20 protein-coding genes are annotated in these 20041 nt (G+C 67.3%); 8 read left to right on the top strand and 12 right to left on the bottom strand.

Annotated elements, in window-relative coordinates:
• Positions 1-70: 70 nt before the first annotated feature.
• Together MUG98_RS19505 and MUG98_RS19500 are read right to left on the bottom strand one after the other, a co-directional pair.
• Positions 71-1204, bottom strand: a complete 1134-nt coding sequence (locus MUG98_RS19505) for a hypothetical protein (RefSeq protein WP_265109089.1) — start codon at positions 1202-1204, stop codon at positions 71-73.
• Between the two features lie 194 nt (positions 1205-1398).
• Entirely contained in the window at positions 1399-1656 is a 258-nt protein-coding gene (locus MUG98_RS19500) for a hypothetical protein (RefSeq protein ID WP_265109088.1), read from the bottom strand.
• Between the two features lie 116 nt (positions 1657-1772).
• Here MUG98_RS19500 and MUG98_RS19495 point away from each other — a divergent pair, with 116 nt between their 5' ends.
• Entirely contained in the window at positions 1773-2828 is a 1056-nt protein-coding gene (locus MUG98_RS19495; RefSeq protein ID WP_265109087.1) for an LLM class flavin-dependent oxidoreductase, read from the top strand.
• Positions 2829-2887: 59 nt separating this feature from the next.
• Entirely contained in the window at positions 2888-3721 is an 834-nt protein-coding gene (locus MUG98_RS19490; protein WP_265109086.1) for a glycerophosphodiester phosphodiesterase, read from the top strand.
• A gap of 17 nt (positions 3722-3738) precedes the next feature.
• On the opposite strand, the gene MUG98_RS19485 is transcribed toward MUG98_RS19490, so the two are convergent.
• The 3 genes from MUG98_RS19485 to MUG98_RS19475 form a co-directional block, all read right to left on the bottom strand.
• On the bottom strand, positions 3739-5307 hold the full coding sequence (locus tag MUG98_RS19485; RefSeq protein ID WP_265109085.1) for an FAD-dependent oxidoreductase: 1569 nt from the start codon (positions 5305-5307) through the stop codon (positions 3739-3741).
• A 117-nt stretch (positions 5308-5424) separates the two neighbouring features.
• Complete coding sequence (locus tag MUG98_RS19480) at positions 5425-5703, bottom strand: hypothetical protein (protein WP_265109084.1); 279 nt, start codon at positions 5701-5703, stop codon at positions 5425-5427.
• 606 nt (positions 5704-6309) lie between these two features.
• Positions 6310-7188, bottom strand: coding sequence for a TIGR01548 family HAD-type hydrolase (locus tag MUG98_RS19475; RefSeq protein ID WP_265109083.1), 879 nt, complete (start codon positions 7186-7188; stop codon positions 6310-6312).
• A gap of 394 nt (positions 7189-7582) precedes the next feature.
• Here MUG98_RS19475 and MUG98_RS19470 point away from each other — a divergent pair, with 394 nt between their 5' ends.
• Entirely contained in the window at positions 7583-9220 is a 1638-nt protein-coding gene (locus tag MUG98_RS19470; protein WP_265109082.1) for a multicopper oxidase family protein, read from the top strand.
• Between the two features lie 124 nt (positions 9221-9344).
• Here the strand turns inward: MUG98_RS19470 and MUG98_RS19465 are convergent, their stop codons facing one another.
• Positions 9345-9974, bottom strand: coding sequence for a metalloprotease family protein (locus tag MUG98_RS19465; RefSeq protein ID WP_265109081.1), 630 nt, complete (start codon positions 9972-9974; stop codon positions 9345-9347).
• 67 nt (positions 9975-10041) lie between these two features.
• Entirely contained in the window at positions 10042-10446 is a 405-nt protein-coding gene (locus tag MUG98_RS19460) for a UPF0146 family protein (protein WP_265109080.1), read from the bottom strand.
• A 39-nt stretch (positions 10447-10485) separates the two neighbouring features.
• Here MUG98_RS19460 and MUG98_RS19455 point away from each other — a divergent pair, with 39 nt between their 5' ends.
• A complete protein-coding gene (locus MUG98_RS19455) occupies positions 10486-11007 on the top strand; it encodes an archaemetzincin family Zn-dependent metalloprotease (protein ID WP_265109079.1) in 522 nt (173 codons plus the stop codon).
• Here the strand turns inward: MUG98_RS19455 and MUG98_RS19450 are convergent.
• From MUG98_RS19450 to MUG98_RS19440, 3 genes are all read right to left on the bottom strand, one after another.
• Positions 10997-12160 (bottom strand): extracellular catalytic domain type 1 short-chain-length polyhydroxyalkanoate depolymerase, encoded by a 1164-nt coding sequence (locus MUG98_RS19450; protein ID WP_265109078.1) that lies wholly within the window; start codon positions 12158-12160, stop codon positions 10997-10999. The two genes, MUG98_RS19455 and MUG98_RS19450, sit on opposite strands and share 11 nt — an antisense overlap.
• A 65-nt stretch (positions 12161-12225) precedes the next feature.
• Entirely contained in the window at positions 12226-13341 is a 1116-nt protein-coding gene (gene ygfZ / locus MUG98_RS19445; RefSeq protein WP_265109077.1) for a CAF17-like 4Fe-4S cluster assembly/insertion protein YgfZ, read from the bottom strand.
• A 39-nt stretch (positions 13342-13380) separates the two neighbouring features.
• The gene (locus tag MUG98_RS19440) at positions 13381-13680 is read right to left on the bottom strand and encodes a DUF6432 family protein (protein WP_265109076.1); all 300 of its coding nucleotides are present in this window, start codon (positions 13678-13680) and stop codon (positions 13381-13383) included.
• Positions 13681-13896: 216 nt separating this feature from the next.
• On the opposite strand from MUG98_RS19440, the gene MUG98_RS19435 reads away from it, so the two are divergent.
• From MUG98_RS19435 to MUG98_RS19425, 3 genes are all read left to right on the top strand, one after another.
• Positions 13897-14706, top strand: a complete 810-nt coding sequence (locus tag MUG98_RS19435) for a DUF7093 family protein (RefSeq protein ID WP_265109075.1) — start codon at positions 13897-13899, stop codon at positions 14704-14706.
• 141 nt (positions 14707-14847) lie between these two features.
• Positions 14848-15231, top strand: a complete 384-nt coding sequence (locus tag MUG98_RS19430) for a DUF5611 family protein (RefSeq protein ID WP_265109074.1) — start codon at positions 14848-14850, stop codon at positions 15229-15231.
• Between the two features lie 320 nt (positions 15232-15551).
• Positions 15552-15737: a hypothetical protein gene (locus tag MUG98_RS19425; protein ID WP_265109073.1), complete on the top strand. Its 186-nt coding sequence runs from the start codon at positions 15552-15554 to the stop codon at positions 15735-15737.
• 39 nt (positions 15738-15776) lie between these two features.
• Here the strand turns inward: MUG98_RS19425 and MUG98_RS19420 are convergent, their stop codons facing one another.
• A complete protein-coding gene (locus MUG98_RS19420; RefSeq protein ID WP_265109072.1) occupies positions 15777-17393 on the bottom strand; it encodes a heme-binding protein in 1617 nt (538 codons plus the stop codon).
• Positions 17394-17523: 130 nt separating this feature from the next.
• Here MUG98_RS19420 and MUG98_RS19415 point away from each other — a divergent pair, with 130 nt between their 5' ends.
• Complete coding sequence (locus MUG98_RS19415; RefSeq protein ID WP_265109071.1) at positions 17524-18048, top strand: PadR family transcriptional regulator; 525 nt, start codon at positions 17524-17526, stop codon at positions 18046-18048.
• A gap of 33 nt (positions 18049-18081) precedes the next feature.
• Here the strand turns inward: MUG98_RS19415 and MUG98_RS19410 are convergent, their stop codons facing one another.
• On the bottom strand, positions 18082-19920 hold the full coding sequence (locus tag MUG98_RS19410; RefSeq protein ID WP_265109070.1) for a site-2 protease family protein: 1839 nt from the start codon (positions 19918-19920) through the stop codon (positions 18082-18084).
• Positions 19921-20041: the final 121 nt, after the last annotated feature.

Raw genomic sequence — 20041 nt, 5'->3', positions numbered from 1 at the left:
GCACGGCACCCGAATAAAATGGTGGGGGTTCGGCCGATCTCGCCGGGATCACGGTTCGCGATCGGTGCGTTCAGCGGCTCCTCTCGTCGCCGGTTTCGACGGGATCGTTGGTCTCCGCGGTCGAGACCTCGACCGTCTCCTCGTCCCCTCCATCGTCCGGGACCGTTCCGATCTGCCAGGTATCGTCCGGCGAGGCGACGGTCCCGTCCGTACAGATCACCCACGGGACGACGCGACAGGTGTGACAGAGCCGATCGGCCGCGACGGAGAGCCGCGCGGTGTCCGACGCGCCGGCGAGGGCGGTCACGTCGAGGATCACGTCGGCCTGGGTCAGCCACCAGACGACCCGATCGAGGCCCCCGTCGGGGTCGGTCACGTCGAGTTCGAACGTGGCGGTCTCGTCGCGCGTGTACGAGTGTTCGTCCGGGTCCGGACTGCGGGCGTCGATCGACGGCGACGCGTTCCCGTCGTCGGTCACCGTAACCGTCCAGTGAGCCGCGTACGTTTCCGCCCCGTCGTCGGGAACGACGGCCGCGGCCACGTCGTGCGTCCCGGGCGACTCGAACGCCTCCCGCCAGTAGTGAAACCCGGTCTCCGCGTCGTAGGCAGCCTGCCAGGGCCCGCCGATCGCTCCGCCGGCGCGGTCGCCGTCGACCCACCAGACGGTCGTCCGTGAGGCGTCCGACTCGACGGTACCGGCTTCGAACAGCACCTCGGTCCCCGGCTGGACGGCGAGATCGCGATCGGGACGCCCGTCGGAAAGCGTCGCCGCGCCCGTCACGCCGACGGTCCGTTCGGCCGCGTCACCCTCGGTTTCCACTCGAACCGGGAACTCGGCGTCGGCCGGGACCGGGTACGTGTAGAAGCCGTGCGTGACCGTCGTCGTCTCGCCGGCCTCGATCGTCGTCCGCACGCGGCCGACGCGTTCGGGATCGTCCCCGACGACCAGGGAGACGTCGGTCCGGACGTCGCTCGTTCCGGTGTTTTCGACGGCGGCGGTCACTTCGAGGTAGTCCCCCGCACTGACGGGCGCGTTCGTCTCGACGATGGACACGTCGAGCGGAGTGCCCTCGCTGGGTCTCGCCGCCGGCCCGTCGTCAGCGCTCCGATCGGCACCCGTTCCGCGGACGACGGTTCCTGTCGAGAGAAGTACAGCTCCGGTCGAGACGCCTGTCAGCATCCGGCGTCGCGTTGGTCCGCTCATCGCGCCCATCTACCCCGCGTCGGTGATATAAAAGCGCGCTACCGTTGCGGGTGAAAGCCGCCGTTTCGAGCGCCGGTTCGGCCCCGTCTCCGCGGGTGACGCCAGTAGGCGCCCCCTGTGACGGTTCCACTGCGCGGAACTGTCCGCCCCCGCCGGTGACTCCGATCGAACTGGGGCACTCGCGTGCGCTCGAATCACGGTGCGTCGTCCTCGTCCGGATTCATCGCCGCCCCCAGTCCGCTGTCGTAAGCGTCGCGGTTCCGGACCTCGCGGATGCGCTGGTCGAGTCGCTCTTCGAGGGCCCGCCGGCGCTCCTCGTCGACGTCGGGGTCGTTTCCGAGCGCCTGCAGGTCCTCGCGAGCGGTTCGCAACACCAACACCGCCTCCTCCGTTTCGAGATCGGTCGCCCGAGCGAGACTCCGTTCGACGTCCGCGAGCGTGGTTCGGGTCACGGACGTGGCTTCGGGACCGAGTCGGGTGAACCCTGGCCCGTCAATGGTCGGGTCCCGGGGCGGCGACGCCGGATCGAATCCGTATCGCCTTCCCGTCTCGAGGCCCCGGAACCGGTATGGAACTCTCGATCGTCGATCTCGCGCCGATCCCGGAGGGTGGCACCGCGACGGACGCGTTCGAACACACGGTCGACCGTGCCAGGCAGGCCGAACGGCTCGGCTACTCGCGGTTCTGGGTGGCCGAACACCACGACTTCACCGACTCGGTCGCGAGCACGACGCCCGAAGCGCTGATTCCCCACGTCGCCGCGAAGACCTCCGACATCCGGGTCGGCTCCGGGACCGTGCTGCTCAACCACTACAGCCCGTACAAGGTCGCGGAGACCTTCAGCGTCCTCGACGCGCTCGCCCCCGGTCGAATCGACCTCGGCCTCGGTCGAGCGACGGGCAACCCGACGAGCGACTTCGCCCTCCAGCCGGATCGCAGCCAGCGACGGCGGACCGGCGACGATCACGCCGAGAAGATCGACGAGGTCGCGAAACACCTCCACGACGGGTTCGACGACGAGCACCCGTTCAGCGACCTCGAACTGGCCCGATCGGGCGACTCCGTGCCGGACGTGTGGGTCCTCGGCTCGAGCCCCTCGAGTGCGAAGATCGCCGGCCAACTGGGACTGCCCTACTGTTTCGCCGCGTTCATTCGACCGGAGCCGGCCGTCGAGGCGTTCGAGACGTACCGGGATCACTTCGACCCGTCGCCGTACGGCGCCGGCCCGGCCGAGCCCGCCGGCATGCTCGCGGTGAACGTCACCTGCGCCGAGACCGACGAGGAAGCGGCGCGGCTTCGCGCGACGACCGAGGCGTCCTCGCGCCTGCTCCGGAGCGGGCGGGTCGACCGGCTACCGATCCACTCGGTCGAGGGGGCGATCGACGTGCTCGGATCGGTCCCCGAACCGACGCGGACGCCGATCGTGCCCGGCGAGTGGCCGCGAGCGATCTCCGGCAGCCCGGAGACGGTGCGCGACCTGCTCGAGGAACTGACGTCGCAGGTCGGCGTCGACGAGGTCGTCGTCCAGAACCAGCTCGCCGATCACGAGGACACGCTCCGATCGCACGAACTGCTCGCCGACGCAGTCGGCCTCGAGCCCCGCCGAGGGGCCCGGGTCGGGTGACTTCTTGCCGTCCGTCGAGGGAGCATAGCACCCATTATCCCGACCACCGTTCTCGGGGTATGTCCAGTCCTGCCGTCATCGCGCACCGCGGCTACGCGGGCGTCGAACCCGAGAACACGATCGGTGCGGCGGTCCGCGCGGCCGATCGGGACGAGACCGCCATGCTCGAGATCGACGTTCAGCCCGCCGCCTGTGGGACGCCGGTCGTGATCCACGACGAGCGTCTCGACGGGACCCGCGACGGCCGCCCGCTCACCGACGCCTCGGGGCTCGTGTGGGAGACCGACCTCGAGACCGTCCGAGACGCGCGGGTGCTCGGTACCGACGAGACGGTCCCGACGCTCGCGGCGTTTCTCGAGGCGATTCCCGCCACCGTCGGCGTCAACGTCGAGTTGAAGAATCCCGGCACGGCGGACCTGCGGTTCGCCGAGTCGCTCGCTCCAAACGAACGCGCCGATCGTCGCGCGGTCTGGGAGCCGTTCGTCGATCGCGCGATCGACGACTGCGACGCCTTCGAGGGCGAGATCCTCTTCTCGTCGTTCTGCGAGGGCGCACTGGCTGCGGTTCGCGACGTCGCGCCCGACTACGCCACAGCGCCGCTCGTCTGGGACGATCTGGAGGCCGGAATCGAGATCGCCCGCCGCTACGACTGCGAGGCGATCCACCCGCCGCGGAACGCGATCGCCGGGACGCCGCTCGCGACCACCGAGTACGGGGGGTTCCCGGGCGGCGAGCCCGCGATCGACGTCGTCGAGCGCGCCCACGGCGAGGGTCGGGCCGTCAACGTCTGGACGATCGAGACCTGGACCCAGTTCGACCAGTTGGCCAGGGCGGGCGTCGACGGGATCGTCGTCGAGTACCCCGGGGTTCGCGAGGCGGGAACTTCGCGGTGAGGACGCTGGGTCGGGGATCAGTCGTCCGACTCCTGCGGTGGGAACGCCTCTCGATCGGGCTTCTTCGACAGGTCCTCGTTGGCCGGCCCCTCCAGTACCTCGCCGTCGGGGCCGAATCGCGAGCCGTGACAGGGACAATCCCAGCTACACTCGCCGTCGTTCCACTCGACGAGACAGTACATGTGCGTGCAGACGGCCGAGACGGCGTGCAGGTCGCCGTCGTCGTCGCGGGCGCAGGCGATCGGCTTTCCGCCCTCGCGGAAGACCCGTCCCTCGCCGGGATCGAGCGTCGACCGATCGGGCGTGAGCAGCGCCCGCGCCCAGTCGGTGAGGAACTCGCTCGCGGCGTCGGCGTTCTCGGTGACGGTCTCGCTGAACGAGGGCTTCGGCGTGAACCGGAGCGGATCGAACAGATCCAGCGTAGGCGGGCTCTCGCCGGCGATTTCTGCGGCGAGCAGGCGACCGGCGGTGACGCCGTTGGTCATCCCCCAGCCGCGAAAGCCGGTGGCGACGAAGACGTTCTCGGTGCCCGCGCCGGCGCGACCGACGAACGGAACTTTGTCGGCCGGCCGGTAGTCCTGGGTCGACCACCGATAGACGATCTCGTCGACGGAAAACCGATCGCGCGCCCAGCGGGCGAGCCTGCGGTAGCGATCGGCCGTCGAGCCTCCCTGGCCGGTCTTGTGGTTCTCGCCCCCGACGAGCAGGAACGTGCCCTCGTCGCCCCGATGGGTCCGGACCGATCGGTAGGGGTCGCCGGACCGGTAGTACATCCCCTCGGGTGGCTCCCCGTCGAGCCGGATTCCGAGCACGTAGGACCGTTTCGGGTACATCCGCGCGAAGTACCCCGCCCGATCGAGGATCGGGAAACCGGTTGCGACGACGACCTGCCGCGCGGTGACGGTTCCCGTCTCGGTCCGGACGCGACACGGAGTGCCGGGCTCGACGTCCGTGACGCGCGTTTCCTCGAAGACGGCCGCGTCGTCGTCCGCGCGGAGTTCGTCGGCGATCGCGAGCAGGTACGTCCGGGGATCGAACCACGCCTGGTCGTCGAACCGGACGGCGGCCGCCGCCCGCTCGAACGGCGGCACGGACGTGACGTAACTGGCGTCGATCCCCGCTCCGCGGGCGGCGTCGGCCTCGCGCTCGATCTCGTCCGGGCTGTCGCTGTAGAGGTACGAGGGGTGGCGCTCGAACCCGCAGTCGATCCCGAGGTCGTCGATTCGTCGCTCGACCGCGTCGATCGACTCCTCCTGGACGGTCGCGTACCGGCTGGCCCCCCGGCGGCCGAACTCCCGGCGCAGGTGGTCGTAGATCAACCCGTGCTGGCTCGTCAGCTTCGCGGTCGACTTGCCCGTCACGCCGGTCGCGACCCGATCGCGTTCGAGCACGGCGACCGAGTGGCCGCGATCGCGCAGTTCGATCGCCGTCGAGAGGCCGGCGATGCCGGCTCCGACGACGCAGACGTCGACCGTCCGATCGCCCTCGAGGGATTCGGCGGGTGGGTCGTCGTCGAGCGTGGTCGCGAGCCAGACCGAGATCGGTTCGCCCGGGAGGTCGTCGCCGCGGGAAAACTCCTCGCGCATTGGTCCATCCCGCTACACCGACGACGCCGAAAAAACGATGGGCGGATGCTGACGGGGTGCTGGTCCGTCGACCTGCGGAACGGTCGCTCGGCGATTTCGGGAGCGTGGTACCGGTCGCTACTCGGCGTCCAGCGCCGCCGCGATCGATTCGAGTTCGTCCTTCCGGAAGGGGCGATCGGTGCGGTCCGGGTCGTCTTCGTCCAGAACGTCGAGTTTCCAGAGAATTCCCGATCGCATCTGCGATTTGGGCGGGAGCGTGTGCGTCTCGATATCGTAGTTTACGGCGTCACAGATCGCGGCGAGCGCTTCTTTGGTGAACGCGGTCGATTCGACGCGTTCGTACCTCCCCACAGCCACTCGGATCTCGTTCCGGAGGTCGTTGACGGTTGGTGTCATACGGTCCGTAATGGCTGGATTCGTCGTGTAAATTTCGGTCGGGGTGTCGAACTGCCCGGACTCGGCCGTGTAAGCGTTTGACGATCGCTTTCCCGTCCTGGATCGTCGTTGCTCACTGGTCGTGCGAACGGAGGGCCGGAATATCTATCTTCTCTTGATCGTGGGCACGCTGCTCTTAGCATACGGTGCGTGGAGAGGTGTAACTGATGACAACCTTCATGAATTAATCATCGGAATGCTAGTTGTATGAGAGAGAATGAACGCCCTGAGCAAACTCGCCGCGTAACGATGAGTCAGCGCGGATACAAAGCCCCCAAGTTCCTCGCCAGACTGCTCTCGGGGCGCAAGAGCGACGAGTAGCGTACTCACACGTTTTTTCCTCCCTGGCGGCGATGCGACGACCGAAAATCTCCGGGACGCGACTGATACCGTTGCAGATAGAGACGGGGGCAACGGCCGAGGGAGCGGCCGCCGGAAGCAGAGAATCCGGACGGAATTGAAACGCCGTTCGCCTGTACTTACCGGCCTATCTCCTGCGAATAGGCACACGAGGTGGTGTGAACGAACAATGACGCCCGATACTGTACCGGCCGCAACCCGCCTCGATCACGCTTCCCCGAGCAGATCGGGGACCTCGTTGACGGAATCGAGGACCGCCGTCGCACCTTCGGCCTCGTACTTCCGACGGCCTTCCTCTCCGGTCAGTCCGCCGGTGAGGACGCCGATTCCGTGGTACTCTCGATCGGGGTCCGCCTCGTTCGCGTTCACGGCGGTCCGGACGTCGTCTAGCGTGTCCCCGACGAAGGCGACGCCGTCGGCGTCGAACCGCTCCGCGAGGACGGTCAGCGCCCGTGGATGGGGTTTCCCTTCCTCCCAGTCGTCCATCGTGAAGCGGTGCTCGATCGGAATTTCGTCGTCGAGACCGACCCGATCGAGGGCGATTTCGGCCTCCGCTTCCGGGCGGCCGGTCAGGATCCCGACGTCGTAGTTCGCGAGCAGGGTCTCGCGCGCCTCGTCCGCGAGGAGGACCGGTTCGTCGTGGATGAATCCGCGCGTCTCGAGGTCGGGGTCGCCGCCCTCGATCCCGCGGTAGAGGTCCGCCCCGAGGTAGAGTTGCTGGAAGACGTCCCGGAGCCGATCGGTGTCCAAACGATCCGTCACCCGCTGGGTGGCCCGCGCCCCGATCGCGTCCCGGACGACGGTCTCGGCCGCCTCGAGGCCGCCGCCCTCGGCGGCGACTTCGGCGGTAAAGTCCTCGATCGAGTCGCGGTACCCCTCGCCCGTCGCGAGGACGTAGAGCGCGGCGGCGTAGGTCAGTTCCCAGTCGTTGTTGAACCCGCCGGCGTCCTTGAACAGTTGAATGTCGGGTTTGCGGATCGTCCGCTCGTGGACGTGCTCGATCGAGTCGACGATCGCCCGCCGGTAGGAGTCGGCGACGTCGACGAGCACGCCGTCGACGTCTAACACGACGGCGTCTGCGTTCATACCCGTCCACTCGACTCGCCGAGAATAAAGGCGGTCGGATTCGGATCGCGAGGGCCGGGACGCCAAACCCCGGTCGTGGGACACGAACACGCGCGGCGAGGCGCTTCGTCTCGCTGGCGCCGCTCGGGCTACTCTAGCCGGTGCTGGCCGCGGCGCCGACGTTAGCGGGTCCGTGCTGCCGATCACCCTCCTGCTCCGCCCGGTCGACCCCGATCGCGACTATCCGGGCGGTCCGTCTTCGGCGGAAACCTCCGTCCATCGGAAACCGACTAACCGACGCATCGCATTCACGATGGATTCCCCGACGACGTGGTCGCGGTCCTCGAACGTGATTCGAGGAGCACGTGCGCTGGCACGCCCCTCATTTTTCCCTGTCGCCGTGGGACGTTCCACGATGGACGACAACGAACGCCCCATCCCACGACGGCAAGCGTTACGCGGCGGCGCGACGCTGTTCGGAATCGCTGGACTCGCGAGCGGGATCGGCTCGGCGGAACTCGAGCAGTCGTCGCAGGACGACGACGCGCAAGCGGAAACGCTGATCGCCTCGGACGGACGGGTCGACGTCGGACCGGACGAGAGCTTCGAGACGTGGCTGTACGACGAGCAGATCCCCGGTCCGGAACTCCGCGTGAGCGAGGGGGAGACGCTCCGCGTCTCGCTGGAAAGTCAGTTGCCCGAGGGGACGACCGTTCACTGGCACGGCGTTCCCGTCCCGAATCCGATGGACGGCGTTCCGAACGTCACGCAAGAACCCGTCTCGTCCGACGAGACGTTCGAGTACGAGTACGAGGCGTCGCCGGCGGGAACGTACGTCTACCACAGCCACGTCGGGTTGCAACTCGACAGGGGCCTCTACGGACCACTGATCATCGAAGCGGAATCACCGCACGTCGAGTACGACCGCGAGTACACGCTGCAGATCGACGATTACCTCGCGGAGAGTCCGGCCCTCGACTCGATCGAAGCGCCGCCGGGCGGAGATGGCGTCGGACCAGGCGGAGACGGCGACGGAATGGGTCCAGGCGATGGTGGTGGACCGGGAGACGGAATGGGGCCCGGCGATGGTGGTGAACCGGGTGATGGAATGGGTCCCGGCGATGGCGGCGGGCCGGGAGATGGCGGCGGCATGGGACCCGACGACGGAATGGGGCCCGGCGACGGACCGAACGGAAACGGCGATGGAATGGGCCCCAGCGATGGCACGGGTCCCGACGACGGCATGGGTCCCGATAGTCAGATGCTGGGCCAGCGACCGCCGTACGAGGGGCTGCTCGTCAACGGCCGCCTCCCCTCGGACCCGCCCGTGTTCGACGTCGAGGAGGGCGAACGCGTTCGTCTTCGGTTCATCAACCCCAGCAGTACCACGACGTATCGCGTCGGCGTCGGCGGCCACTCGCTGACCGTGACGCACGCCGACGGCCGACCGGTCGAACCGGTAGCCGTCGACTCGTTCGTCATGAGCATGGGCGAACGCTACGACGCGATCGTCGAGGCCGATTCCCCCGGCGAGTGGTCGATCGTCGCGGAACCGGTCGTCGGAACCGAAGAGCCTGCGGAGGCGAGGCTCCGGTACGCGGACGCGGACGGGGACGGGACCGCTGAACGGCCGCAGTTCGACGGCCGACGACTGGAGTACGACGATCTCGAGGCGCTCGAGCAACTGGATCTCGGCGGTAGCCCGGACCGGACGTTCGACCTCACGCTGTCGGGCGGAATGATGGGCGGCTCTGACTCCGACGCGTGGACCATCGACGGCGAGACGTACCCGGACGCCGACCCGCTCGAAATCAGCGAGGGCGAGCACGTTCGAGTCCGCATGATAAATCGCAGTCCGGCGATCCATCCGATGCACCTTCACGGTCACTTTTTCCAGGTCGGCGACGCGGTCAAGGACACCGTTCTCGTCGCGCCACACGGCGATCGGGTGACCTTCGACTTCCGGGCGGACAACCCCGGCGACTGGCTGTTCCACTGTCACAACGTCTATCACCTGGAACGAGGGATGGCTCGCGTGTTCGAATACGAGTGAGGGACGCGACCACGCGATCGCGTGGTGCGGTCGTTCGTCGCGCGCTCGCCTCGCGCTCCGGGGCGGACCGTCTCGTCGAACGTATTGCGGCGTCCCGCCGACGATGAAGCACACGCCCGACGCGTCAGATCGGACCGATGCCGACGAGCCACGACGCGCACAACAGCAGGCCCACTGCGTAGAAGAGGTCGGCCCACAGCCACGACAGCAGGTTCACGACGTAGATTACGACGACGACAGGGATCCCGAGCAGGACGATCGGCGATCGGCGCCACTCGGACCGCGATCGGGTCCAGAGGGTGTTCGCGTCGCCCGTACTCGGGAACGCCGACACGCCGATCGAGAGTCCAAACCAGGCCAGCCCGATCCCCGTCGCGATCGACCAGGCCGGAGTCGTTCCGGGGTCGCCGATCGTCTCGACGAGCGCCGCGAGCGCGAGGAAGACGGTGAACGCGATGAGGGTGTTGACGAGGAACGGGGCGACGCTGATCACGAAGGTGTCCCGGTATCGCGCCGGCTGTTCGTGGCGGACGTAGCCCGCCGGATCGCCGAGCCTGAAGTAGACGACCTCGACGACGGTGACGCCGACGAGATCACAGGCTCTCTTGTGGGCGAACTCGTGGACGACGATACCCGGGATCGCGAAGAGTCGCTCGCCGAGCCAGAGCAGGTAACCGACGCCGATCGCTGCCGCGACGAGCACCGCGACGGCTGCCACCGCGGCGACGGCGAGCAGCGCGTACTCGGACACCATCGATCCCTGAACTGTTCCCGGTCCGGATAAATCGTTCGCGTCTCGGTCCGGCGCGACGGATCACGTCTCAGGGCGACGACGATCGGGCGACGTACAGCGTCCCCTCCCGGATCGTCGTCCGCTCGACCGGGACGGCGGGTTGGTCGCCGCCCAGCGTCGTGAACAGGAAGTCGGCGTCGACCGCGCGGGCCACGTCGAGCGCGGGCCGGTGAAGTTCCGGCGGCAGGTTCCGGGCGTAGATCGCGTCCGCGTCGGCGTAGACCCCGCGATCGGGGTCGACGACGTCGTCGCGGACGAATCGCACGCCGTCGGGGACCTCGCGATCGTAGACGTCCGTTGCGGTGACGACAATCCCCCGTTGGGCGAGCGCCGCCGCGAGGTCGGTCCGGCGGCCGATCCCGACCTCGACGACCCGCTCGTAGTCGCACAGGTAATCGCGCATTGCCCGGGGATCGCGACGAGAGTGGGACACGGCGGGACGTTTATGCTGTCCGCGGCCTAAGCCCTTGCTATGCTCGTCGATATCGTGCCGGTCGGCAACGTCCCTGCACGGGTCAAGCGGGTCGCCTCGTCGGGGTTGCGATCGGTCTACGACTGCGACGTGACGATCAACGAGTCGCAGTCCGTTCCAAACGGCGCGTACGACTCCGGCCGGAACCAGTACTGTGCGGAGACGTTCATCCAGCTCGCCGAGCGCGTTGGCCGCGGTGAGAAGAACATCGCGATCACCCCCCACGACCTCTTCTACCGGCGACGAAACTACGTCTTCGGCCTCGCCTATCTCGACGGCAGCGGCAGCGTCGTCTCGACCTACCGACTCCAGACATCCAGTGACGGCGGCTTCTCGAACAAGAGTGCGTCCGACATCTTCCAGGATCGCGTCCGCAAGGAGATCGTCCACGAGATCGGTCACACCTACGGCCTCGAACACTGCGACAACAACCGCTGCGTGATGAACTTCTCGCCGACGGTCCGCGAGGTCGACATCAAGGAGAAGTCGCTGTGTGGTAGCTGTCAGCGACTCATCGGCTGAAATCGGGCACCGACAGCCACGACGTCCCGTCGGCTTCGGTACTCGCCCGCGAGTCGTTTCGTCTCGATCCCTCGTCACGTCCCGATCCCGGTTCGGACCGCGTGTGCGTCTCGAAAAAGCCCCACGTGAGGCGACTCGCATCGATCGCATCTGGGGCGGTGTAGTCACCCGGGCGGCCACCCGCCCACGCGTGGCCCATCCCGTCGACGAGCCACTCTTCGACGATGACGTTTCCGGTCGAGTCGCGGAACTCGCGTCGCGTGTAGCCGTAGGCACCGAACTCGCCCTTCTCGACGACGGCCGGAGCCGCGTCGACGAAGTCGTCCGCGGGTCTCTCGTTCGCAAGCCTCCCGTCCGCAGCCCCCCGATCGTGGCGATAGGCGAGGTTGCTCGCCCGCAGCGCCTGTGCGCTCGCCTGTCGCCCGTTCTCGACGGCGACCGTGTCGTCGGCCGTCCCGTGAACGACGATCGTCGGAATTCTGCGGGCGCGATCGCCCATCGCCTCGTACGCTTCCCGACCCTGCCGTTCGGGATCGGCACCGCCGCGGCGCATCCGGGAGAGCGCCGTGAGTGCGCTCGAGGCCGCCCCGTACGCGAGGCCGGCGTGGACTCCCGCGGCCGCGAACCGATCGGGGTAGGCAGCGATCGCGTGGGCCGCCATCGCCCCGCCGGCGGAGAGGCCGGTGACGTAGATCCGCTCCTCGTCCACGGGGTAGTCGTCGCGAACCGCGTCGACGACGGCGACGACGTCGGCGAGTTCGCCACGCCCTCGCGACGTGTGGTCGTCGTCGAACCAGTTCCAGCACCGTCGCGGGTTCGCGAGGATCGACTGCTTCGGATACGCGACGAGAAATCCTTCCTCCTCGGCGACGGCGTTCATCCCCGTCTCCTCGGCGAACTGGGCGGGCGTTTGTCGGCAGCCGTGTAGCATGACGACGAGGGGGCGTCGGTCGGTTGGCTCGTCACTGCTGACGCCGCCCGGGACGAACAGCCCGTACCCGCGGCCGTCGATCTTCCGGGCGAGGAACTCGCTCCCGTCGTTCGGTGACGCGATCGGCGTGAGCACGCCGGCATCGGCTCCCGAACCCGTCTGCCGGAGCAGCGTTCGTCGATTGGGGGGTTCCCGGGCGGCAGCGTCGTCGCTGGCGGTCATTCGTCGCCCTGTTCACAGTTCCACTATAAAATATGTGGACGTTCTCGCGCGTCGATCGATAGCGCCTACTGGTACTCGGGTAGCCGATCGGACCGATCCGATCCCTCGACGAACGGCAAGTCGGTCACCGTCGCGGGGACCTCCTCGCCGCCGACGCGAACCGTCACCTCGTCGCTCTCGAGTCCGTACTCGACGATGGCGAGCGCGATGACGTCCTCGAGCAGCGGGCTAACGCCGGCACGCGTCACGTCGCCGATCGAGGCGTCGCCGTCGAAGACGGCCGCGCCGGAGTCGGGGACCGGCGGGCCCTCGCTCTCGTCTCCAGTCTCGCCGCCGATCGTCAGCCCGATCAGCTGTCGGCTCGGCTGGCCCCGGTTCTCGACGCGGGAGACGACCTCCTGGCCGACGTAACAGCCCTTCTCGAAGTCCAGCGCGTTGCGCAGGCCGAGCACGTTCGGGATCGTCCCCTCGAGTTCGGTGTGGAACAGCGGCGAACCGGCCTCGAGACAGAGCGTGTCCCACGTTCGATAGCCGAACGGCGCGGCGTTGAGCCCGTGGTTCAGCAGGGTGTCGTAGACGGCCTCGGCGTCGTCGGCCGCACAGATCACCTCGTAGCTCTCCTCCCCGGAGAGCGCGTCGGTGCGGATGACGGTGACGCCCTCGTCGCCCATCGTCCCGCGAACGAACGAGTAGCGCCGCTCGGGCGAGCCAGCCTTGTTGAGGACGCTCGCGATCTTCTCGGTGGCCTTCGGGCCGTGGATCCCGAAGATGGCGTAGTCCTCGGTCGCGACCCGAATGTCGACGTCCTGAATGAACACTTTCTCGGACCACTCCTCAGCGAGGCTTTCGGCCTCCGTCGGCGGCGTAAAGAGCAGCAGTCGCTCGCCGGCGTTGTAGACGTAGAGTTCGATCTCGATCCCGCCCTGCGGGTCGAGCACGAGCGCGTAACAGCCCTGGCCGTCCTCGTCGGGTACCCGATTCGAGACGACGTTGTCGACGTACTCGACGCGATCGTCCCCTTCGACCACGATCACGCCGTAGGCTGTCTCGAGCAGTCCGACGCCGTTGCGAACGGCGCGGTGCGTTCGCTCCGGCCGCCCGTAGTGTTCGACGATCGTTCGGCCGTCGCGCTCGCCGAAGGTGGCCCCGAGATCGGTATGAATAGACTCGATGACGCTCATGCCTTCACAGACGTGCCTGGCACCCACAGGCGTTTCGATTCAAAAAGGAATTCGTTCGCGAAGCCACTCGCCGATCGACTGGTCGGGTTCCTCCTCGGTGGGCGCGTCGGGGACGACCCGCTCGTCGGGTTTGATCACCGTCTCGTCGACGTCCGACTCGGCGACGATCAGGTCGTCCGCCTTCAGCGTCCCGAGGGCCTCCTCGAGTTCGTCGATGTCGACTTCGACGGCCGCCCGGAGTTCGAAGACAGTCATCCCCTCCTCGGCGCGATCGACGAGCGCATCGAGTACCGCGACCTCCGTTTGCGCGCGGTTCCGGTACTCTCGCTTTGCTTTCATCTAGCTGTACATTCGACGACCCGGGATTTGACGTTTGCCGTTCGAGCGATAGCCGACGACGGGCGAAGCCGCAACGCGTGCGATCGGGTCGCCGCCGGACCCCGTTCCGACGGGTTCACGTCGAGCGATCGATTCCAGTCATCGATCGGCACTGTGCTCACGATTGATATAAATATGCAGTACGTTTTTTATGCCATGACCGGGTACGGTGTGACAATGGTCATGCGATGTTCGCTGCTCGGACACGACTACGGTGAATCCGAGGTCGAACGCGAGCGCGAAGAACGGGGCAGTGAGGTCGTCGTGACCGTCCAGGAGTACGAAGAGTGTGCCCGCTGTGGTAACAGACACGTTGTCAGCGAGAACACCGAGGTAACGAGCCTCAGTACCGGGGCGGACGCCGATCCACGACCCGACGATCCCGACGCCGACGCGACCGACGCCCAGTTTATCGACGCCGAGGCGGACGCCGACGTCGCCGGAGAAGACGACGAAATCGCCGTTCCCACGGACGAGAACGGTGACCCGGTCACGGACGACGGCGAAATTCTCGAGGACGAACCCGCCGACACCCGCGGGGACCGCGGTCACGGCGAGTGGCCCGACTCCGACGACGTCGGACCGCCGATCGGTGCCGAGCGCGAACCCGAGGAGTGGCCCGACCGCGACGAAACCGAACCGATCGACGACGACGCGGTCATTCTCGAGACGGACACGACGACCGAGGCGGCCAGCGATTCCGACCCGGTCGGCGTCGACGCGGAACCGCCGGACGCCGAAACGATCGAAGCCGAGCACGGCGGCGAGGTCGAGGCCGAGACCGGCGCCGAGTCGGGAACCGGCATCGAGCGGGCCGCGTCCGCACCCGCGCCGGCCGACGGCCGGGAGGGCCCCGCCGAGGACGCCCCGACCGAACTCTACTGTCCCGGATGCGGGCACGTCGCGGGGAGCAGGCGCAGTTCGCTCAGGACCGGCGACATCTGTCCGGAGTGTCGAAAGGGCTATCTCAGCGAACGACAGCGGTAACCGGAGACCCGAGACCACCGGCACCGATCGCCGCCGGCGAGCGGTTCGAACGGCGTCGTCCGTCACTGGCGATAACGTGTCGCAGGTCCACAACGTCGGCTATGAAAAGAGGTAAACACTCCGCCGTGTATTCCCTAATCCATGAAGGAGTACAAGATGCGCCGCGGTGAATATCTCGAGGAGCGAATCCCCGATATGGAAGCGACCATCGAGGACTACTTCGGTCCGATCACGGGCACCGAGGAGTACAAGGGGAGTGACCTGTACGTCATCGGGGAACCCGACAACCCCGTCTTCGAGAAAGTCGTCGTCGGGGCCGTCGAGTACTCCGGCAAGAAGGACAAACTCGGTGTCGAGTTCTACGAACGCGATCCGACGGAACTCGGCCCCGACGAACTCGAAGCCGCCGGCGAGGCCGTCGACGCGAAAAACGACTTCCTGCTCGAAGCGACGGGCCGTGACGCCAAATCCCGTCGCGACTCGATGAAGCGGAAAGTCGAGGACGATCCGGACCACGACTTCTAACCACCGACCTTTTGCTCTGCGGTCTCTCGGACTGTCCGGCAGCTATGCTGCGGCCAGCGCGACGTCCCTCGGCAAAAGGTCGATCGAAAGCCCCTCCCCTGGCTCGCGGCTCCGCCGCTTGCCTATCCGCGGCGCTTCGCGCCGCGCTCTCCGGGTCGGTCGTCGGCCCGCTCGCGGTGAGTTCCGGTGGAACAGCCTTCCCCGGGTCAGAACGACCACCGTGGTTCCGGTGGTCGTTCTTCCCGGCCGGTCGTCCCGACCGTGGAATCCGACGGATCGCTTCGAAACGGCTATCCGCGTGACGTCGAATCCCTCGAGTGATGGAGTTCACCGCGTTCCTCTTCGCGACGCTTCTCGCACACGTCGGGTTCGCGGTCTTCGTGACCGCTCACGCCTTCTGGACCGATCGCGACGCCGGCAAGTGGCCCTTCCTCACGCTGGCGTTCGGGCTGGCCGGTATCGCGGCCTACTTCTTCTACGACGAGACGGAGTCCGGACGGATCTGAGACCGGGCCTCGGGTCGCGGGAAAATCGAAATCGAACTATCAGGCCAGGAAGACGTGGCGCGGCCGATCGGCGAGCACGTCGCGGCCGAACTCGACGGTCTCGGAGAACGCGTCGCTGCGGAAGAATTCCATGGCGTCCTCGCGGGAGTCCCACCGGCTGGCGATGAACATGTCGTTCTCGTCCTCGAGGTTTTCCAGCAGGTCGCTCTTGCGGTGGCCGTCCATGTCGGCGAGCAGACCGGCGACGTCGCTGAAGGTGTCGACGAAGTCCTCGCGGTGGTCGGGTTCGACGGTGTAGAACATGCCCATCGTCCCCCAGGAGTCGTCGCTCGCGGGGCCGTCGCCCCGCTCGCCATCGGTACCAGCGGGCGCCCCATCGTCACCGGCTTGTCGAACGATGTCGGGAAGGTCGGCGAGGAATCCCGCGGCCGTGTTCGCGGCGCGCTCGGTTTCCCAGAGGCTGACGACGGCCGTCTCAGCGTCCGACGCGTCGTCACGCGGCTCGCGGGCCCCCCGCTCGCCGTTCCGAGGCGGCAGAGCCGCCTCGTTCGGCTCGTAGACGGCGGTCTTCACGTGCGTGTCGTAGTGATCGAAGTTCGTCCGCAGCCCCTCGACCTCCTCGAAGATGGCGTCGGGGTCTGCCGCGGAGTAGAGCACGACGGCGTGGACGTCCTCGCCGTGTGGCTGGCCCGCGTAGACGCCGATCTCTTCGAGTTCGCTTCGGACGTCCTCGTCACTGGCGTCGCCGTGGCCGCCGGACTCGTCCCCGCCGCGCGGATGACCGCCCGACTCCCCGTGTGGATGTCCGCCGGAATCGCCGTAGGTGTGGCCGTCGGACGGCCCGTGTGGGTGTCCCTGCTCGCTCTCGTCCTGCGGGATCCGATCGCCCGCGAGGTACGCGCCGAGCTGTTCGGGCGGGAATCGCCGTGCAGAGAGGAATCGGCCGAACTCCGCGAAGCGGGAACTCGAGGGATCGAAGCGCATCTCGTAGAGCAGTTCCTTCACGTCCATCGGATCGTCGCCGAACAGCGTGATCCCCCACTCGAAGTCGTCGAGGCCGATGCTGCCGGAGATGATCTGGGTGACCCGACCGGCGTAATCCTTGCCGATCTCGCCGTGGTTCGAGAGGTAGTCGGCGCGCTCGTCGAAGGGGAGTTCGTACCAGTTGTGGTCGGGTCCCCGTCGCTTGCTCATCGGGTAGAAACTCAGGAAGTCCGCGTCCGGAATGTCGGGTTTGAGCCGCGACTCGATGTACCGTTCCATCCCGGCGTCCTCCATCTCGCCGTCCTCCTCGAAGAACTCCTGGGACATGTACCCCGAAACCTCCGTCACGGAGAGATACGAGTCCGCACGCTCGGTGAACTCCGCGAGCGCCGTCCCCTCGAACTGGCGCTCGATCGCGTCGAGGTCGCCGAGCGACGGTCGCAGGTGCAAGAACAGCAGGTCTGCCTTGTGCCCGAGCACCGAGAACGTCGCCGACTCGCCCTCCTCGGCGTCCGCGACGGCTTCGCGGGAGGCGAGGTAGTCGATTCCCTCCTCGATCGCCCGCGTCCGTTCTCGCTCCGGGGCCGCCCGCCAGGCGTCCCAGTCGATCGACCGGAAGTCGTGCAAGACGTACCAGCCCTCTTCGGTCTGTGGCGGTTGCCGTCGGTCCATAGACGCCGGTTGGGGCGGCGACGCCAAGAAGGACCGGGTTTCGGCCCGGCGGTGCCGAGTCGCCGGACTGACCGTGAGATTTGAAGTCGTCAGAAGCCATTTACGTCCGACGGAGTAACGTCTCAGACACATGCGGAAAAGTGGGCCGCCGAAAGGAGTCATCGCCTATCTCGTTCTCGAGTTGCTCGAGGAGAAACCGCGGTACGGGTACGAGATTCTGAAAGAAATCCGCGAGATCAGCGGCGGCCACTGGGAGCCATCCTACGGTTCGGTCTATCCCATCCTCTACAAGTTCGAGGAGAAGGGGTGGGCCGAGCGGATCGAACGCGAGGACGAACCCGATCGGAAGTACTTCGAACTCACCGATTCGGGGGCCGAGGAACTCGCGGAACGCCGGGAGAGCAGCGCCGAGAAGGCCCGCGACTTCGCCGACGTCATCCTCGGCTTCTTCCACGTCTACGCCGCGTTCGCGACGGACGATCGGTTCGAGATTCCCGACCGAGACGGCGAGTGGCGGTTCGACGAGACGTTCAGCCAGTGGGTCGTCGAACAGGTCGTTCGCCACCACGAGCACTACTTCGATACGGAGTTCGAACGCATCGAGGACACGCCCGAGGAGTTCTACGATCGCCACGGGATCGAGCCCGAGGATTGAGCGACGGGAACGATCGCCAACAGCGGGAGCCGATTAGCCCGCGAGCAGTCCCGGCGCGAACAGCATCGCGAGGAAGCTGACCAGCATCGTGAGTCCGACGGAGGTCGTCACCATGCGAACCATCCCCCGGGTCGGATCGATCGGCAGCCGGGAGACGATCGCCTCCGTACTGGTCCGGAGGATGTGGCCGCCGTCCAGCGGGAAGGCGGGAATACAGTTGAAGAAGCCGAGTTGAACGTTGATCCAGCCGGTCCAGAACAGTACGTTCGCGAGGACGAAGACGGTGCCGTCCCCGAACGCGGCGAGTGCCCCCTGGGCCTCGTAGAAGTTCTCGATCCCGCCCGTGAAGCCGGCGAAGTTGAACGGGAGGCCGCCCGCGATGCCGATGATCGGCAAGAGCAGTGCGAGTCCGATCTTCCCGAGGAAGCTGTCGGTGATCGGGCCGAACCGGGTTTCGCCGTCGCCGCCCAGCATGGCGAGGTACTCGTCGGCGGGATAGAGCTGGACGCCGAGGTCGCTCACCGTCAGCCCGGAGACGCCGGGGTTCGGGGAGATACCCAGGAAGCCGTTGTCGGACTGGCTGTGCTCGCCGAGGGTGACGGTCGTTTCCTCGCGCTCGCCGTCGTGGTAGCCGACGACGGTGACCTCCTGGCCCGCGTTCGTCTCGTCGAGCGCCGACTGGAGGTCGGCGTAACTGTGGATCCGCTCGCCGTCGAAGGAGGTGACGACGAACGGACCCTCGATCGGTCCGATCGTCCCCGCGAGCGGTTCGTCCTCGATCACCGTGACTGCGGCCCCGATCGGCACCTCGAGATCGACCTGTTCGTCGGAGTCGCCCCGTTCGACCGTGAGGGTAACGACCTCGTCGTCGCCGACGGCGTCGTAGAAGCCGCGTTCTGTCGCGACCGCCTCGCCGTCGACGGCGAGGATCGCGTCCCCGACGGCGAGTCCCGTCGGGCCGTCGTCCATCGCCGCGGTGACGAGCAGCGATCGATCGACGGGGACCGTCTCCTCGCCGTTGAGTTCGACCGAGAGCTGGTCGCCCTCGGCGGCCTCGATCCGGTCCGCGAGGTCGGCGTTCGACTCGACGGGCTGGCCGTCGATCGCCGTGATCCGGTCGTTGGGCTCGATGCCGGCGTCGGCGGCGGGCGAGTCGGACGCGACGCCACCGACCGCGGCCCCGGGTGCGACGGCGATCGAACCGGCGATCGGCCCGAACAGCAGCGCGAAGGCGAGGAGCGTGATCGCGAAGTTGTTGGTGACGCCGGCGGCGAACATCCGCGTCTGGCCGCCGCGGGAGGCCGACTTGCTGCTCTCCTCGTCGGGTTCGACGAACGCCCCGATCGGGAGGATCGCGAGCATCGCGACGCCCATCGAATCGATGTCGATGTCCTCGACGCGACAGAGCAGGCCGTGGCCGCCCTCGTGGACCACCAGGCCGACGAGCAAGCCGATGACGATTCCGGGGGTCGCCGAGAGCGGCAGGAAGTCGTTGACGCCGGGGATGACGAGGACGTTCCGGGGTTGCTGAACGGTCGAGGAGACCTGTGGCGACGTGAGTGAGGTCAGCGCGGCCGAGAGCAGAAAGACGAACATGCCCACCATCACCACGAGCGAGATGCCGATCCCGAGGTTCGCCCACGCGCGCCAGAATCGCTTCGGCCGCGCGAGCCTGGTGAGAAACGCCCGGCCTCGTTTCGTGTGAATCGTCAGGATCGGACCCTGGGTCGCGACGAAACCGGGCAAGAGATCCATCTGTCGGAGCAGGACGATCCCGAGCCAGTAGATGGCGAGCCCGATGGCGGCCCACGTGAGGAGTTCCGAACCGAAGAGTTCGGGTGGCGAGACGAAGAGGGGGACGGCGTGTTCCATCGACCGTAAGTCCGGGAGGCGTTCTCAAATGGCTTTTGTCTGGCTGCCGGAATCGAATACGGCTGTCGTCTGGCTGCCGGAATCGAATACGGCTGTCGTCTGGCGGCCGAAATCGAACCCG

It is taken from the genome of Halosolutus halophilus (assembly GCF_022869805.1).
Taxonomy (GTDB): domain Archaea; phylum Halobacteriota; class Halobacteria; order Halobacteriales; family Natrialbaceae; genus Halosolutus; species Halosolutus halophilus.
The sequence above is the reverse complement of the archived record's forward strand: the minus strand, read 5'-3'. Positions and strand labels throughout refer to the sequence as shown.